The sequence below is a fragment of the Kitasatospora sp. NPDC087861 genome (genome assembly GCF_044742585.1).
GTDB lineage: Bacteria > Actinomycetota > Actinomycetes > Streptomycetales > Streptomycetaceae > Kitasatospora.
Genome location: NZ_JBIUUS010000056.1, coordinates 18,957 through 35,422 on the forward strand (window position 1 = coordinate 18,957; position 16,466 = coordinate 35,422).

Consider the following 16,466-nt stretch of genomic DNA (forward strand, 5'->3'; position numbering starts at 1 on the left):
CGCTGCCGAGCAGCCCGTTCACGCTCCTCCAGCAACCCCATCACCGACGGCATCCCGGCACCTCACCGAAGAGACGACACGACACCGTGTTCCTGCCGCCGAGACACCGACACTATGCCTGACCAGCGGAAATACGCCCGTCACTCTCGGAAAGACAACGGCTTCTCAGCTGCAAACTTGAATAGCCGATCATCAGGCGCTCGGTCGAAGTGTCGGTGCAGTCGACAACCCCGTCTGCACTATCGGCGGATATGTCCACTTGTGGCCATATCCGCCGATCAGCGTCCTTCTGCTGCCGATCAGTGCGACGGGGCGTTCCTCTCGAACAGCCCCAGGGCGGCGCAGAGCGTGACGCAGAGCGTCATCCAGGCGAGGAAGGCTCCGCCGCCATAGAGGATCGCGCTCGGGACGTTGCGATCGTCTGCCCACGACAGCACGCCGGCAACGAGCGCGACCAGCAGGGACATGGTGAGAGCCAGGGCGACCAGCAAGGCCCGCATGGAGAGTCGGGAATTCAACGGTCGGCATCCTTCTGCGAGGGTAGCCGGTCCGGGGCATGTCGCCTCAGCCCGACTACCAAAACGGTAGTTGGCTGAGACGGTGTGAGCCCGCGAATCCCTCCGGTTCCGGATAGCCGGTTCGGAAGACCTGAGGACACGCCCTCAATCAGTACTCCGAAGATAAGCGACGTCAGCCCCGATGCGCCAGAACCCACTTTGTGTTTCAGCCGTGCTGGAACACATTGACCACGATGCCCAGGCCGACCGTCAGCCCCTGGCGAAGGTCCAACACGCTGAACTTGACAGGGAAAGCCGCTGGGCCGCCCACGTCCTGTGGGGCCCACCCCTGACCCACGAGTGGATCATCCACACCCGCCGAAGCCTGCGCCCGGCCGAACTACGAGCCGCCCTCCCCGACAACGAGGCGGACCGGTGAGCGCCCCGCTCACGATCCTCCCCGGCGGCAGCGACCGCAGCGACCGACTCGCCGAACTCCTCGAAGAGACGTCCCCCGGGGCCCGGCTGGCCCGGGTGGAAGCCGCCACCCGGCCCGCGCACGCGGCGCTCGCCCCGGTCCTGCCCGACGGTCGGCTCCCGCGCGGCGCCGTCGTCTCCGTCCAGGGCGACGCCGGGCTCCTCCTGGCCCTGGCTGGCGGCGCCGTGACCAGGCACGACTGGGTGAGCATCATCGGACTCGGAGACCTCGGCCCGGCAGCCGCGAAGGCCTACGGCATCCCATGGCAACGCACCGTGCTGGCTGAGATCCCCGGGGCCCAGTGGGCACAGGTGGCCGCAGACCTCGCCCCCGCCACCCCGATCATGCTCCTCCAGCCCACCACCCCCGCCCCACCCCGCCAACTTCGCCGCTTGGAGGCGATCTTGCGCGAGACCGGCACCACGCTGCTCACCCCCGTGCCCTGGGAGGGCGCTGTCCTGACACTGACCACCTCAGACGTACAGACGTTCGGGCTCGGCGACGGGTGGGGGGAGATCACCCACCGCGAGGTGGTCCACTGCACCGGCCGCGGCCGCGCCCGCCCGCGTTCCCAGCGTCTGCTCCTGCCCGGCCCGGACGGCACCGTCCAGCCGCTGGCGGCCGCCGAACGCGGCGCCACCCGGCCGGTCGACGCCGCCACGGCGTAGCCCGGCGCGCCACCGGCGGCGCCGTAGAGGCAGCGGCCCTGTGCCAGGCGGGTCACAACGCCGAGAACCCGAACTTGGACACCACCGGGTCGAGCGGGGTGTAGTAACCGGTCGAGAAGCATGCCGTCGTGGACGAGGTGCCGCTGCACGGGATCTTCGTGTCGGTGTTCCCGGCGATGATGACGCCGACCGGCGCCATCGAGTCGCCCTGCGGGTTGGCCACGGCCGGCCCGCCGCTGTCACCCTGGGCGACAGCGATGCCTCCGCCGCGTGACTTCACCTCGGTCGCGTTGGTGCGCCCCGACGGCGAGTGGACGCCGACGCGCGTGACCTCCAGCTCGCAGTGAAACCCGGACGTGGCGCCGCTGAAGCAGGCGGACTGGCCCGGGTCCAGGCGCGCCGGGCCGTACAGCGGGCGGGAGTCGCTGCTGTTCCAGGCGCTGCTGTAGAAGCGGGCCGTGGTGCTGGTGTCGGTGGTGATGACGGCAACGTCGAGGCCGCCGTCGGACGCGGTGACCTCGCCGACGACGCGCTGCCCGTTGTAGACGTTCCCGCTGGTCTGGCAGTGGGCGGCGGTGAGCAGGACGCGCTTGCCGTTGACCCAGCCCGGCACTCCGGTGGAGCAACGGCTGTTGTCGCTCAGCCTGAGGTCGGCTCCGGCGTACCAGGGCGGGGCGTCGCTGGTGCGGCTGCCCTGCGTGGGCGTTTCGGGGGAGCCGATCTGCGGGTGGACTGGGATGCCGGCGATCTGCTCGGCCCGGGCCTCGTAGTCGCGCATCGGCGCGTTGGCCGGCGCGATGCGCTTGCTGGCCTTCGGCTGGTACGAGAGCACGAGGCCGCTGCCGTCGTTGGCCGGGGAGATCGAGGACCACTCCGCCTTGTCGTTGCCGACGGTGCCGATGAACCTGCCGATGGCCCTGTCCATCTCGGAGAGCGAGTAGGCGGCCGTCCGGTAGTGGACGTCGTAGTCGGGGCTCACCGGGCCGGCGGGGTCGTGGCGCATCGCCTCGCGGGTGCGCGTGCGCCAGGCGTCGACGGCCTTGGTGATCCTGGCGGGGAGGGCTCCCTTCCAGTAGAGGTCGAGGTAGTGCTCGTCGCCGTGGAACACGACTGAGGCGAAGTCGCTGCCGTCGACCTGTCCGGTGTCGATCAGCCGGTGGATCTCATCCGCGATGGGCTGCAGGTGCTTCTCGTGGTACTCGCGGCTCAGCAGGATCGCCGGAGCCATGCGGGTCTCGTCGGCGGTGTCCTGGGCCCTTGCGACGGCGATGGACGCGGTGCCCAGGACCAGGACCGCTGCCGCGTACAGGAGTTTCGATCCGCGCATGGAGACACCATAGAGTGACCAAAGCCCTCACGCGGAGTTATCGTATCGTATGCGTGCCGCAGCCTAGCGAGGAAAGCCGGGTGCGCCCACCGCCACGGCGTAGCCCCGCGCGCCGTCGGCTGCCGTCACCGGCATCGTGGAACAGCGGCCCCCGGCCTAAACCCCCGAGCGGGCCGGGGAACCGCACCAACGACGTCGCCTCACCGGCGGGCACCGGCAGGTTGCCCGCGCTCACCGCTCCCCCTCCTCGCCGAGGATCCACGTTCCGTCCACCCCGACCAAGCCCGCTCCTGGACCGCAAGTTCGACGGGACGCCAGCGGCGCACCCACCTCACCGGTACTCCTCAGCGGGCGGCCGCGCGGACGGCGGTGTTCACGAAGTCGGTGAACTCCCGGTCGGCGGCCGCCGGGTAGTCGGGGTGGGCGCGCCACTGGCGGGCCACCCCAACGAGGGTGCTCCAGCCGGTGCTGGCCAGCCCGATGCCGACGGCGGAACCGGAGGCCCGCTGTTCTCCGCCGGGACGGCCCCGGCGCACACCGAGGCGTGGAGCTATCCGGGCTGGCCGGGCGAGCTGTGGGTCGTGGAGGTGGTCTGCAGCGGGCCTGCGCGATCCTACGAGAGGATCGTCGAGCGCCTCACCAACCCCGCGGCGGGCCTGCCGCTGGAGGTCGTCGGCGCTGAATGCCACTGCGGCCGGCAGCCGGTTCGTACCTGCACGGTACTCCTGGCATTGCTCCTCCGTGTGCTCCATGTGTTGGACGAGGGAAGAGATAACCATGTCCACGACGCTTGCCGCTGGCAGGATCGGGCCCGTGACGGACATGGAGGACGCCCTTCGGGCTGCTCTAGATAACGTTGTGGGCCCGCATGGGCTTGTAGGCGTCGTGCCATGTCGGGGTGAGGTAATGGCGGTCCTGGCGGAGCTTGTCGAGCTTGCCGAGGTCACCGGGACGGACCGTGATCGTGGGCTTGCGGCAGATCCTCGGCAAATCCTTGCCTGGTGGCGGTCGCAGGCGTTCGGCGGGGGTGATCTGGACGCTGGGCTTCGCGGCGAGGTGGGCTGCGGTCGAGCGGGCGTTGGTGAGGTCCACCACCGCAGGTGACCCGAACGCCACCGCGGCCGCTCGGAGGCGCCTGACGGGCCCGAGGAACGGATACTCACCTCGGACGAGCGGGAGGCTCTCGCCCAAACCTCCGGGAGCGGCCAGCGCGCCGCCGACCGGATCCGCTCCGTCGCCTCCCGGCAGAACGGCAACGGCAGGTCCTGAATCAGTACGCCGATGCCGCGGCGGGTGGTCGTGCCGCATAGGTTCAGGGCGCCTCCGGGGAACCGGAGTTGTCAGTCCTCGTCGCGCAGGTGGGCGGCGGTGACCGCGACGAGGCCGTGAAGATCGCACACCGGCACGACCGGTGCGGGACTGATCCCGAACTCCCCATCGGGCAGGTAGGCGACGTTGCAGCGCAGGCAGAGATAGGTGGCTCTCCAAGCCGCGGCCAGCGACGGCTGGATCGCCGAATACTCCTCGAACTGTTGCCGCATCCGGTCCCCCTTCTTAGCGCGCCTAACGGCCATGGCCACCCCCGCAACCAAGGGGGGCCCACCCAACATGCCGAACGCCAGAAGGAAGCCCCGCAGCTCGTGCTTGTCGGACGTCAGCACTGGCGGTAGGAGGAACAGCAGGAACACCAGTGCCAGGAAAAACAGGGAAGCAATCTCGCACCCGGAGCCGGGCTTGGCCAGCTGCGGCCGAGGCGGCGGAGCGACCTGCTTCGCCAGCAGCGTTGTGGAGACACCCGAGGTGTGGACGGTCGCCTGGCCATAGGCCGGCACCACACCGACCCCGCTCGCGTACGCGACACCGGAGGTGTAGCCGGTGCTCGTCCCGGAGTATCGACTGGTCTGCGACTGGTAGACGCTCGGTACGCTGCGCACCTGATCGAGCGCACCGCACTGCGGACAGTTGATTCGGCTCACAAGTCCCCCGAGGTCGGCCGACAGCAGCTGATGATGGCACAAGCGGCGAAGACCGGGTACTGCGTCGAAGCCGTCCTCGCTTCCATCCCCGGCGAGTGCTGCGTTCAGCTGCGCCAGCCACGCACAGCCCCCAGCTGCTCCGGGTATCCATAGGTGGTATCAGCTCAGATCGAGTTGCCAGTACGCGATCTCGCGGTATCCGGCGGACGACGGGCGGACCTCCAGCGTGACGGGGTTCCCTGCCGTGCCGGGCTTGACCCGTATTGGCACGGTGCGCTTCTGGCCCTCACCGAGGGGCGGCATGAGAGCGCTGACGGTCTCGGCCCGGTCCAGGAAGATCACGTCGGAGCTGGAGATGTCGGAGTCGAGGGGTTTTCCCGCGCGGACCACGATGGGAGCGGAGTCGCCGATCGTGCCGACGCTGGTGTCCGGGGTTTTCCCGCCCGGGCGCAGTTCCTTGTCGGTGCAGTTGTCGTAGGTGATGGTGAAGCGGAAGCTGTTGTCGGGTTCCCGGTGGGGTCGGCTCACGGTGATCGTCAGGCCGTCGTCGTAGCGGGCGGTCGCGCTCGGGCGGAGGGGTTCGGCCACGCTTCCGGAGTTCTTGAGGTACCCGTGTTGGGTCAGGCTGTCCTCGAACTTGGCCAGAGCCATGCCGCCCAGGACAAGCAGGGCAGTGAGGACGGTCACCACGATCCCGCAGATGGTGGCCCAGTTCGGGCTTCCCGAGGTTGGCGGGTGGGCGGGAGTCGCGTTCGTGTCCATGCAGCTCACGGTAGGAAGTGGCGGGCAGGGATTCATGAGTGGACGTACTCAAGAGCCGGCTGAGTAGTGCCGAGGCGCACCCTGTGGGACGTCACGCGCGGGGCAACTCAAGATCAGCCGGGGGGGGGCGGGCCGGCACCGTGCCGGCGGTGGCGCAGCCGGCCGGGGTCTCGGGGAGCAGGGGGTCTTCCCCGGCACGCCGCTCACCGTCGAGCTGTCGTCCGACGCCTGCCAACTCGTCATCTCCAGGGGACCGGTGACACCGTTCGGCGGCGAGCTGGACGAAACCGAGTACGCCGAGGGCGTGAAGACCACGGCCGGCCTCCTCGCGGGCGCCCTCGACGCTCACCGCGCTCCCAACGCGCTCCCAACGCGCTGCCCACGTCCAGGCGAGACTGACCACGACCCGGACTTCACAGCAGTAGGTTGGCCGGACGCCCGAGCTGCCGAATCGGCATGGCACCACGGGGGGTGGCGGCCGTGGGACCTCGGCGCCACGGATGGACGGGAAGGAAACGGCGATGACGACACCCCTGCGGGCGGGCGATCCGAGTGAGGTGGGCGGTTACCGGCTGGTCGGGCGGCTCGGTGACGGGGAGCTGGGGACGGTGTTCCTTGGTCGCTCCCGCGGTGGCCGACTGGTGGCGGTGCGGGTGGTTGCCCCGGAGTTGGCGGCCGATGCGGAGTTCCGGCGCCGCTTCTCGGAGCTGACCGCCTCCGCGCGTGCGGTGAGCGGCTTCTACACGGCGCCGGTGGTGGACGCCGCCGCCGACGGCGACCTCGTCTGGGTGGCGAGCGCGTACATTCCGGGGCCGTCGCTGCGGGAGGCGGTGGCAGCGCACGGGCCGCTGCCGGAGGAGGCGCTGCGGGCGCTGGGGTCCGGGTTGGCGGAGGCGTTGGCGCGTGTGCACGCGGCCGGCCTGCTGCACGGCGGTCTCACCCCGGGGGATGTGATCCTCGCGGACGACGGTCCGCGGCTGACCGACTTCGCGCTCGCCCGGCTGTGGGACGCCGCCCACCCGTCCCGGACGGTCGCTGCGGCACCCGGCGGCGTCTACCTTGCGCCGGAGCAGGTGCGCACCGGCGCGGCCGTTGCAGCGTCGGACGTCTTCTCGCTCGGCGCCGTCCTGGTGTACGCGGCCACCGGCCGCAACACCTTCGGTGACGGACTCGGGTCGGACGCGCTGCTGCGCGTGGTGACGCAGGAGCCGGACCTTGCGGGGGTGCCGTACCCGCTGCTCGACCTGATCGGCGCCTGCCTGGCCAAGGACCCGGCCGCGCGGCCGGACCTGGGCGAGGTGGTGCGGAGCCTGGCGGGGCCGGGGCCGGGTGACTGGCTGCCGCCCACCCTCGTGGAAATGGTCGGGGAGCGGAAGGCGGAGGCCGGCACCCACACCGGAGGGACCGGCGTGCGGTCGGGGAGGCGGGCGCTGCTGGCAGTCGCCGGTGCCGCCGCCCTCGCGGCCGTCGGGGTGTCGGTCGGGATCTGGGCCGCCTCCGGCGACGACCGGCCGACCACCGGCACCCCGGGCTCCTCCGACGGGGCGAACGGCAACGGGTCCGAGGCCGGCTCCGGGCCGGGGGTGGTGAAGTTGACGGCGGGACCGCTGGTCGAGGTGGGCCGTGAGCAGGGCGACGGCGAGGGCGTCGCCTTCAGCCCGGACGGCAAGCTCCTGGCGACCGGCGGGCTGAACAAAGTCGTCCTGATTGACCCGGTCGCGGGGAAGCAGGTAGGTGTCCTCGCGGTGGCCCGCGCCCTGGGCGACGCCAACGCCGTCACCTTCTCCTACACCGGCGGCCTCCTCGCCGCCTGCTACACCCTGCCCCCCGACCTGCGCAGCAAGAACGATAAGGACCGTGAGACCGGCCGGGCGGCCGTCACGGTGTGGGACGCGGCCTCCCGCCAGGAGGTGATCACGGTGGTCGCTGCCTCCCAGGGCCACAGCCTGGCGCAGCCGTACGCGGTGGCGTTCAGTCCGGACGGGCGGCTGGTCGCGCTCGGCCGGGACGGGCGCGACAGCATCGGGACGGCGGTGGTCTGGGAGGTGGCTTCCGGCAAGCAGGTCGCTTCCCTGGTGGTCGGGCCCGGGTCGAACGGCACCCTGGGTGCCGCGCGCAGTGTCGCGTTCAGCCCGGACGGCAGGACCCTGGCCGTCGGCTACGGCAGCGATTTGAAGGGTGCGGTGGACCTCTTCGACGTCTCCTCCTCCTTCTCCCCGGTTGCCACCCTCGCCCTGGACAAGACCGACCCATTTGGGGTGACCTCGCTGGACTTCACCCCGGACGGGAAGACGCTGGTCGGTTCGTTCGGCGGCGTCGCCGTGTGGGACATGGCGAGTAGGAAGCTCACCGCGACCCTGGCCGACGTCAACTCGCACTACCAGGGTGTGTCGGTCAGCCCCGACGGGAAGATCGTGGCGGGCGCCACGTTCTCCGGCTCGACGGGTGGTGGGGTGACGTTGTGGGACCTTGCCTCCCGCAAGGGGACGGCGGTTCCGACGGGGCGCAGTGGCGGGGGGAAGGTGGCGTTCGGTCCGGACGGAAAGCAATTGGCGGCGACCACCGACACCGGCGAGCTACTGGGCGCCATCCAGCTGTGGTCAATCGGGTGATCGAGCTGCTGGGCGAGGAGGATCCGCGGCAGGTTGGGCCGTACGAGCTGGTGCGGCGGCTGGGCCGGGGCGGGATGGGCGAGGTGTTCCTCGGCCGGTCGCCGGGCGGGCGGCTGGTGGCGGTCAAGGTAGTGGCCGCCGAGCTCGCGCACGACGCCGACTTCCGCCGGCGCTTCGCCCTGGAGGTCGCGGCGGCGCGGAAGGTCGGCGGCTTCTACACCGCGCAGGTGGTGGATGCCGACACCGACGCGGTGCGGCCGTGGCTGGTCACCGCATACATCCCCGGCCCGTCGCTGCAGCAGGTCGTCCGTGACACCGGGCCCCTGCCCTACCGGGCTCTTCGGGTGCTGGGCTCCGGTCTGGCCGAGGGCCTAGCCGCGATCCACGCCGCCGACCTGGTCCACCGGGACCTGAAGCCCGGCAACGTCATCGTCGCCGACGACGGCCCGCGAGTCATCGACTTCGGGATCGCCCGTGCCCTCGACAGCGGCCAGCACACCGGCGCGGTAATCGGCACCCCCGGCTTCATGTCACCGGAGCAGGCCCGGGGCGAGCCCACCGGGCCGGCCTCCGACGTATTCGCGCTCGGCTGCGTCCTCACCTACGCCGCCACCGGCCGCAGCCCGTTCGGGCAGGGGCGTGCGGATGTGGTGCTGTACCGGACGATCCATGAGCCCCCGGACCTGGAGGGGGTGCCGGGCGAACTCGCCGCGTTCATCCGCATCTGCCTCGCCCCCGAGCCGGGCAGGCGCCCGCTCGTGTCCGACGCGCTGCGACACCTGGCGACCTCCGCCGACGACACCCAGTGGCTGCCCGCCGGAGTCACGGCGATGATCAGCGAGCGCCGCGCCGCCACCCTCGTCCTGCGTGAACGCAACTCCGAACCGTCCGGCACCGGGCCCGGCTCAAGCCCGGAGTCCGAGCCGGTGCGGCGCCGCCGCGTGGTGCCGGTGGCGGCGGCCGCCACGCTGGCCGTCGGCGCCGCCGCTTGGGCCGCCGTCGCGCTCCTGCACCCCTTCGACACCGGCAGCGACCAAGGGGCGTCCGGGTCGCCGATGAGCGCGAAGGCCGCCGCGTGGAGCGGGGACCCGTGCGACGTCACGAACTACACCCTCATCCAGGACCACCAGCTCACCAGCGTCGGGCAGGCCGGCGGCTTCACCAACGGCTCCAACCGCGTGAAGACCTGCACCTGGAAAGTCGGCGCCGCCACCGTGGACAACAACAGAACCATGACACTGGCCTACTCCACCACCCCCTTCCACCTGATCACCGACCGCAAGACACCGAAGGAGTCGGCCAACCTGCACCTGGACGGGCTCACCTCCGCCGCGGCCTACGCGAACCAGGACGAGGACCGGTGCGAAATCGGCTGGCGGACACCCGCCGGCTACGCCGCCGTCCTCGAATCCGAACCGGGCGGCGGTGGGCTGTGTATCATCGGCGCCCGCTTCGCCCAGGACCTGGCCCCCAAACTGGCTGGCGGAACACAGACCACCTGACAACCGACCAGCCCCGCGCCCGCCGCGGCACCGGGGCCGCAGAGGACACGAAGAGCACGGGGGAAGCGATGCACGGGCAGCAGGAGCATACGATCGGCGGCCGGTACCGGCTGGTCGCCGCCCGTCGACCAGCCGATTCCGCAGATCCGCCTGCCACCCAGTCGGCCCGACCTCCCGGCCTTCCCGACCCGACCCGCGCCGCGAACCGCAGGGGTGGACGGGCCGGCGGGCCGGGACACCGCATGTCGGCGCGGGCCGCGCGCGGCGGGTGCGTGCTGTCAACATCCCCTGCTGCCGGCCGCTCGTCCGGGTGGGCCGCGGGTGTGGCGCATCCGCTTCGGCGGCCGTGCCCGCCAGCATGGCCGACATGTCGCTTGCTCTCCGTCGTCCGGGGCGGGCCGCCGCCAACCTGCGCCTCGCCGCTGTTGTTGCCGCAGGCGAGCGGTGATGGCCGACGGGTCCGGATCCGGTCGTTCAGGCACGGTCATGACGCCGCTGCATCCCGTCCTGGCCACTCCCGCGACGGTGTTGCTCGCCGGCTACGCGGTGGTGAGCTGGGTGATGCTGTCCGCCGCCTGCCACGAGGCCCTGGACGGCACGGGCGAGAGCGCGCTGTTCATCACCGTGCTGCCGTCCGGGCTGGCAGTGGGCACCGCGCTCCTCGCGCTCCTTACGGTCGGCGCGCCGCGGCTGCCGTGGTGCTGGGCGGGCCTTGGCGTCGCCACCGTCGGTATCGCCGTCCTGAACTTCGGGTTGGTTGCCAGACACCACGCGCCGGTCTGCGCCGGTGGGGCCCTGATGGCGGTGACGGCCACCGTGGTTGAGGTCGTCGGGTTCGCGGCGCCCGCGCCCGCCGTCCTCACGATGTGGAATCCCGAGCTGATGCGCGCGTGGGCGGCGATCGGCCGCAGCACGCCCTGAGACCGTCCTGCCGCGGGGTCCGGTCGCCCGGTCGGTTGACTTCGGCCGCCGGCGCTTGCGCGGCTTGGCGCTGGGACGGCATGGTGTGGCGCAGGCTCCGGCGGGGAGCCCTTCTCCGGGCGTCGGCCGGCCTTGCGGACGCTGGCGGGGACAGAGCCGCCGCACCGCAACCCGCCGCACCACCCTCGTACGTCCGTGGTGACCTCTTCCGCTCGCCTGACAGTCGTACGCCCTCCGGCCGGCCGAGGACACGACGGATCGGACCAGCATCGTGAACCCCGAGCGCCGGGCCGGCTTCGACGCCGCCCTGCACCGCCTGTACACCGGCAACCCTGCCCTTGCCGATAACCTCATCCGCCCTGGTGAGAAGCACTCGCGAGAGTGCAGAGAAGTGCCGACCCTCGTCGGTCGAGCCGGCGCTCTGGCAGAGTCGCCATGCTCCCGGCATGATGACCGACCGTGCTTCTGCGACTGGCGTACCTGGGTGTGACAAACGCGCTCGCGATCCTGCGACTTCTGCCGATGAGCGACCGCGCCAAGGACGTGGAGATCCTCGCCCTGCGCCATCAGATCACCGTGCTGGAGCGGCAGCTGAGCGGACAGCGGGTGCGGTTCGAAACGAGCGACCGGGCCTTCCTGGCAGCCCTGCTCCAGGGTCTGCCGACACAAGTGCTGCATCGGATACGGTTGCTGGTACGGTCGGACACCGTGCTGCGCTGGCACCGCGATCTGATCGCCCACCGTCACGCCACCCAGTCCCGGCCCAAGCGCGGAGGCCGACCGCGCACCGTGCGCGCCATCCGCTCCCTTGTCCTGCGCCTGGCCGCCGAAAATCCGGCATGGGGCTACCGGCGCCTGCACGGTGAACTGCTCGTCCTCGGCGTCAAGGTGGCCGCATCCACCGTCTGGGAGATCCTGAAAGAGGCCGGCATCCCACCGTCACCCGAGCGCGCCTCCACCACCTGGGCCGACTTCCTGCGATCCCAAGCCGACGCGCTTCTCGCGTGCGACTTCTTCGAAACGGCCACCCTGTCCGGGGCCCGCATGTACGTGCTCGCGGTCACCGAGCACGCCAACCGGCGGATCCGGATCCTCGGCGCCACCGCACACCCGACCGCCTCCTGGGTGACGCAGACTGCGAAGAACCTCGTCATGGACCTCGAGGACGCCGGCTGCCGAGCCCGCTACATAATCCGGGACCGGGACGGAAAGTTCCCCGACCTGTTCGACGCCGTCCTGCAGGACGCGGGTATCCAAGTCGTGCTCAGCGGAGTCCGCATGCCGAGGATGAACTCCACCATGGAAAGGTGGGTGCAGACCTGTCGGCGAGAACTGCTGGACCGCACCCTGATCTGGGACCAGCGCCACCTCCTGCACGCCCTCCGCGAGTTCGAGACGTTCTACAACCAGCACCGGCCGCACCAGGGCATCGCGAACGCCCGACCCCTCTGCCCCCTTCCCGCCCCGATCGACAACCACAAGCAAATCGCCAGCCTCGACATACGCCGAACCGACCGACTCGGCGGCCTCCTCCACGAATACCGACATGCAGCCTGATCAGGGCGGATGAGGTTTTCGGCAAGAACAAGGTCATCGCCGTCCACCGGGTGCTCGCGGAGCTCAACCGGCAGCGGATCGTGGGCGGGACGACCGCCGACGAGCTCTACCCGGAGGCGGTCGCCACCGCCGACCACGCCTTCTCGATGCTGGAGCAGGGACTGGCCGCCCGCACCGCGCCCCGCTGATCCAGCGGCCTCCCGTACGCACCCCGGTGGCACGACGCCAGTGGCCCCTCTCAGCGAGAGGGGCCACTGGCGTCTTCGGACCCGCTCGGCCCGCTCGGTCCGGTCAGCCGGCCAGCGGCGCCGGCAGCGGCCGGGAGTGCAGGACGTCGAGCCGGGAGACCGCCCGGGTCACCACGACGTACAGCCGGTGCAGTCCGCGCGGCTCGGCTTCCACGATGGCGGCCGGTTCCACCACGACCACGTGGTCGTACTCGAGCCCCTTGACGAGGGAGGCCGGAATCACCGTCACCCGCGCGGTGGTGCCGACGTCCTCGGACGTGGCCGTGGCGATCCCGGCGGCCTGGAGCGCGGCGGCGGCCTGCGCCACCGCACTGTCGGCGGTGATCACCGCGATCGAACCCTCCCGCTCCAGCGCTGCGCGCACCGCCGACACCGCCGCCGACCCCAGGTCCTCGGACCGGCTGACCGTCAGTTCACCGTCCTGCCGCAGCGACACGGCCTGCGGGACGTCCACGTCGAGGGCGGACAGCACCTTGTTGGCCAGCGCCATGACGACGGCCGGAACCCGAAAGCCGGTGGTCAGCGGGACCACCGACGCCTGCGGCTTGCCCAGGTGGGACAGCTGCTCGGTCCAGGAGGAGGCCGACCAGGGCGCGGTCGCCTGGGCGAGGTCACCCAGGACGGTGAGCGAACCGAAGCCGCTGCGGCGGGCGATCGCCCGGCACTGCATCGGGGACAGGTCCTGGGCCTCGTCGACGACGACGTGGCCGAAGCTGGCCGGACGCTCGATCAGGCCGGCCACCTCGTCGACCAGCATCAGATCGTGCTCGGACCACTTCGCGCTCTTCTCCGAGCGCGGCGGCTTGCGCCACAGGATCGCCGCCTGCTCCTCGGGGCTGAGCACACCGTCGGCGGCCTTGGCGAGCACGGCCGGGTCGCTGAGGAGCGCGGCCACCACGGTCTCCGGGCGCAGGGTCGGCCACGCGGACTCCAGGAAGGCCGCGACCGGCTTGCAGCGGCCGATCTTCCGCTGCCAGGTACCGTTCTTGATGCCGGAGCGCCGCTCGGCCTGGTCCTGGAGCATGGCCACCACCCGGGTGCGGACGTTCTCGCGGCCGATCGCGTACGGCGGCGCCTGCTCGCGCATGTCGGCGACCATCCGGTCGAGCTCGTCCGAGGAGACGCGCCACCGGTAGGAGCCGTCCGGGACGACCAGGGCCTCGGAGTCCTTCGCCCGGATCCTGCCGTACAGCGCCCGGCGCAGCACGGTGGCCATCCGCGCGTCCTGCTTGATCGCGGCGGCCCGTTCGTCGTCCTCCGCCTCGACCGCGTGCGAGGCGGCCAGGTCCTGGACGGTGCACTGGGTCACGTCGATCTCGCCGAGCGCGGGGAGGACCTCCGCGATGTAGCGCAGGAAGGTCCGGTTGGGGCCGATCACCAGCAGACCGCTGCGCTGGATCCGCTGCGGGAAGGTGTAGAGCAGGTACGCGGCGCGGTGCAGGCCGACGGCGGTCTTGCCGCTGCCGGGCGCCCCCTGGACGCACACGGACTCGCTCAGCTCGCCCCGGACCAGTTCGTCCTGCTCGGGCTGGATGGTGGCGACGATGTCACGCATCGGCCCGGTGCGGGGACGCTCGATCTCGGCGGCGACGATTCCACTGGCACCGCTCTCCTCGGCGCGGTCGAGGTGCTCGTCCTCCAGGCCTGTCAGGTCTTCCGGCGTGCCCAGGCTCCAGGGTGCCCAACCGAACCGGCGGCGCTGCGCGAGCCCGAGCGGCTCGTGGGCGCTCGCCTGGTAGAACACCCGGGAGACCGGGGCCCGCCAGTCGATCACCAGGGGCGGCGCGGCCGGGTCCTCGGAGATTCGCTGCCGGCCCACGTAGTAGCGCTGCTTGCGGTGGTCGCCGGTCTCCGGAGCGTCGTCGAAGTCGAGACGACCGAAGAAGGATGGGCTCTCCGGCAGCTCCTTCATCTGCTTGGCGCGGGTCCGCAGGTACCGGCCCAGGGCTTCCGCGCTCGCCCCGTCGCCCGAGACGTCCTCACCCGCGATGACCTGGTAGCTCGCGTCCTCGACCTCCCGCGCCATCGCCGCCCGGCAGAGCTCAACATAGGCCCGCTCATGCTCCAACTCGTCGTCGAGGCTCGCGGTTTCCGGTGCAGTGTCCACGTGTTGGACTTCCGACGTCATCGATCGCGACCCTTCCCCTACAACGGGCTCACCTGCAGTACGCAAGCATCATAACCGAACTGGGTAAAGATACTGACTCAGTAATCCCAGTCAGGGGTGGCTTGCGGGCGGCTCCCTCGGTCGGGACGGCGAACCGAACAGGCCGACCACAGCGGCCAGTTGCGGCAGCTCACTGGCACCGGCCCAGATCGGCTGGGCTACGACGCCAGCAACTGCCCGTCGGTCACGAAGAATTCCGCCAACACCCCACAGCAACTTGCCGAGTACGCAAACACCTTCTGCGCATCGCCTGCGAACCCGTGGCACTCCCGCCTGTCGAGAGCGACGTCCGTGCCGCGATCACCATCGAGTTGAAGTCGAGGTGGAGTTGCCCGGGTCCGACAGACACTGGTGGGCTTGCAAGCTGCGCGACTGCGTAGAGCACGCTCTGTGGTGTCTTCGCGGCGTACTGGTGTTCGGACTCGGCCGGCCTGAGCTGGCCGTTCGCCGAATGGTGGCGGCGCCGGGGGTTGCAGAAGCCCCTCGATGTAGGCGAAGAGGGCCTGCTCGGCGTGGTGGAGCGGACCTCCAGCACCTGGGCGCCATTCCTGCGCTCCCAAGCGGAAGCACTCCTCGCCTGTGACTTCTTCGAGACGGTCACACTGTCCGGGGCGCGGCTGTACGTGCTCGCGGTGATCGAGCACGCCAACCGCCGGATCCGGATACTCGGCGCCACCGCACATCCGACCGCGTCCTGGGTGGCACAGGCGGCGAAGAACCTCGTCATGGACCTCGAGGACGCCGGCTCCCGGGCGCGCTACATGATCCGGGACCGGGACGAGAAGTTCCCCGAACTGTTCGACGCCGTCCTCAAAGACGCGGGGATCCAGGTCCTGCTCAGCAGCGCCCGCATGCCGAGCATGAACTCCCTCATGGAGCGATGGATACAGATCTGCCGCCGAGAGCTGCTGGACCGCGCCCTCATCTGAGACCAGCACCATCTCCCGGCCCTCCGGCACGCAGCCGACCACGCCCGCCCCGACCGGCGTTCCCACTACACGGACGTGCTCGAACAGATCACCGCCGCGGGCGAGTAGGCGCCGGCGGGCGGATCAAAGCACCATGGGCTGCGAGCCCTGCACGCCCCCTGGCGGAGTACCGGAACAGGTCAGCAGTAGCCCTGTGGGTGCCGATAACTCTGTCACCTATGTTGAGCTGTGGCTTCAGGGTCACGTTGTGGTCACCTCAAGGGTGCTCGCGAGCCCGTCGACACACATGGCAACCACGCGCTCTGGAGTTCGCCACCGCAAGCACCTGCCGCCGGGCCAGAGGCGCTTCCCCCACCTCCGCCGCGCCGCGCCTTCGACGAAGCCAGCTGCGCTGCGTCATCATCACCCGACTCATCGGGCGCTTGCGCAGCCGCTGGACCTGTCGGCGCGCACTTGATCGATGGCAGATGCGTCAAGTGCGAACCGCCTGACCAGCATCTGCGATCACGGCGAGCAACCATCGAACCCATCGCAGAGATCGACAAATCCGACAGATGACCACAGAAGGATCACCCTGGGCGCCAGCTCACGACCCCGAGCGGCCCCAGCCTCGCTGTCGAACCGCGAAAACCGTGAGACGAATGAGGATTTTCCAACCTGAGGTTGCAGGTCACGGGGCTAGCGTGGGGCGAGGGTGGGGTGCTCGTGCCGGTCAGCGGCGTGATCGCTAGCAGGTGATCGTCTGCCGCGTGATGGCTTCGCCGGAATCACTCCGCCGCCCCAGAGTCGCCTCATACGCTCCGTAGGGAGGGACGCGGGAAG

At 70.7% G+C, this 16,466-nt stretch carries 14 protein-coding genes and 1 pseudogene; 8 read left to right on the forward strand and 7 right to left on the reverse strand.

All coding sequences use genetic code 11. The features are described 5' to 3' along the window. Positions 1-299: 299 nt before the first annotated feature. The gene (locus ACIOJE_RS38500; RefSeq protein WP_400782938.1) at positions 300-491 is read right to left on the reverse strand and encodes a hypothetical protein; all 192 of its coding nucleotides are present in this window, start codon (positions 489-491) and stop codon (positions 300-302) included. A 238-nt stretch (positions 492-729) separates the two neighbouring features. On the opposite strand from ACIOJE_RS38500, the gene ACIOJE_RS38505 reads away from it, so the two are divergent. Then, positions 730-936 (forward strand): hypothetical protein, encoded by a 207-nt coding sequence (locus ACIOJE_RS38505; RefSeq protein ID WP_280685219.1) that lies wholly within the window; start codon positions 730-732, stop codon positions 934-936. Further along, positions 933-1,643 carry a hypothetical protein gene (locus tag ACIOJE_RS38510; protein ID WP_280685220.1) on the forward strand — a complete coding sequence of 237 codons (711 nt, stop codon included), beginning with the start codon at positions 933-935 and terminating at the stop codon, positions 1,641-1,643. Before ACIOJE_RS38505 ends, ACIOJE_RS38510 begins: the two co-directional genes overlap by 4 nt. A 52-nt stretch (positions 1,644-1,695) precedes the next feature. Here the strand turns inward: ACIOJE_RS38510 and ACIOJE_RS38515 are convergent, their stop codons facing one another. From ACIOJE_RS38515 to ACIOJE_RS38535, 5 genes are all read right to left on the reverse strand, one after another. Next, the gene (locus ACIOJE_RS38515) at positions 1,696-2,970 is read right to left on the reverse strand and encodes a trypsin-like serine protease (protein WP_280685221.1); all 1,275 of its coding nucleotides are present in this window, start codon (positions 2,968-2,970) and stop codon (positions 1,696-1,698) included. A gap of 344 nt (positions 2,971-3,314) precedes the next feature. After that, positions 3,315-3,506, reverse strand: a complete 192-nt coding sequence (locus ACIOJE_RS38520; RefSeq protein ID WP_400782941.1) for a hypothetical protein — start codon at positions 3,504-3,506, stop codon at positions 3,315-3,317. 310 nt (positions 3,507-3,816) lie between these two features. Continuing rightward, entirely contained in the window at positions 3,817-4,062 is a 246-nt protein-coding gene (locus tag ACIOJE_RS38525; protein ID WP_280685222.1) for a hypothetical protein, read from the reverse strand. A 248-nt stretch (positions 4,063-4,310) separates the two neighbouring features. Beyond that, positions 4,311-4,904, reverse strand: coding sequence for a hypothetical protein (locus tag ACIOJE_RS38530; protein ID WP_280685223.1), 594 nt, complete (start codon positions 4,902-4,904; stop codon positions 4,311-4,313). Positions 4,905-5,105: 201 nt separating this feature from the next. Continuing rightward, positions 5,106-5,708 (reverse strand): hypothetical protein, encoded by a 603-nt coding sequence (locus ACIOJE_RS38535; RefSeq protein ID WP_280685224.1) that lies wholly within the window; start codon positions 5,706-5,708, stop codon positions 5,106-5,108. 521 nt (positions 5,709-6,229) lie between these two features. On the opposite strand from ACIOJE_RS38535, the gene ACIOJE_RS38540 reads away from it, so the two are divergent. The 5 genes from ACIOJE_RS38540 (at position 6,230) to ACIOJE_RS38560 (ending at position 12,488) form a co-directional block, all read left to right on the forward strand. After that, entirely contained in the window at positions 6,230-8,320 is a 2,091-nt protein-coding gene (locus ACIOJE_RS38540) for a serine/threonine-protein kinase (protein ID WP_280685225.1), read from the forward strand. Next, positions 8,317-9,822 carry a serine/threonine-protein kinase gene (locus tag ACIOJE_RS38545; RefSeq protein WP_280685226.1) on the forward strand — a complete coding sequence of 502 codons (1,506 nt, stop codon included), beginning with the start codon at positions 8,317-8,319 and terminating at the stop codon, positions 9,820-9,822. The genes ACIOJE_RS38540 and ACIOJE_RS38545 overlap by 4 nt, the downstream gene beginning before the upstream one ends. Before the next feature lie 486 nt (positions 9,823-10,308). After that, complete coding sequence (locus ACIOJE_RS38550) at positions 10,309-10,743, forward strand: hypothetical protein (protein ID WP_280685227.1); 435 nt, start codon at positions 10,309-10,311, stop codon at positions 10,741-10,743. Between the two features lie 459 nt (positions 10,744-11,202). Continuing rightward, on the forward strand, positions 11,203-12,300 hold the full coding sequence (locus ACIOJE_RS38555; protein ID WP_400782946.1) for an integrase core domain-containing protein: 1,098 nt from the start codon (positions 11,203-11,205) through the stop codon (positions 12,298-12,300). 50 nt (positions 12,301-12,350) lie between these two features. After that, the gene (locus ACIOJE_RS38560) at positions 12,351-12,488 is read left to right on the forward strand and encodes a hypothetical protein (protein ID WP_280685229.1); all 138 of its coding nucleotides are present in this window, start codon (positions 12,351-12,353) and stop codon (positions 12,486-12,488) included. Positions 12,489-12,591: 103 nt separating this feature from the next. Here ACIOJE_RS38560 and ACIOJE_RS38565 read toward each other — a convergent pair whose 3' ends face one another. Continuing rightward, the gene (locus tag ACIOJE_RS38565) at positions 12,592-14,676 is read right to left on the reverse strand and encodes a HelD family protein (protein ID WP_400782949.1); all 2,085 of its coding nucleotides are present in this window, start codon (positions 14,674-14,676) and stop codon (positions 12,592-12,594) included. Between the two features lie 557 nt (positions 14,677-15,233). Here ACIOJE_RS38565 and ACIOJE_RS38570 point away from each other — a divergent pair. Then, a pseudogene (locus ACIOJE_RS38570) lies at positions 15,234-15,641 on the forward strand (integrase); the annotation flags it as partial. Between the last annotated feature and the right edge of the window lie 825 nt (positions 15,642-16,466).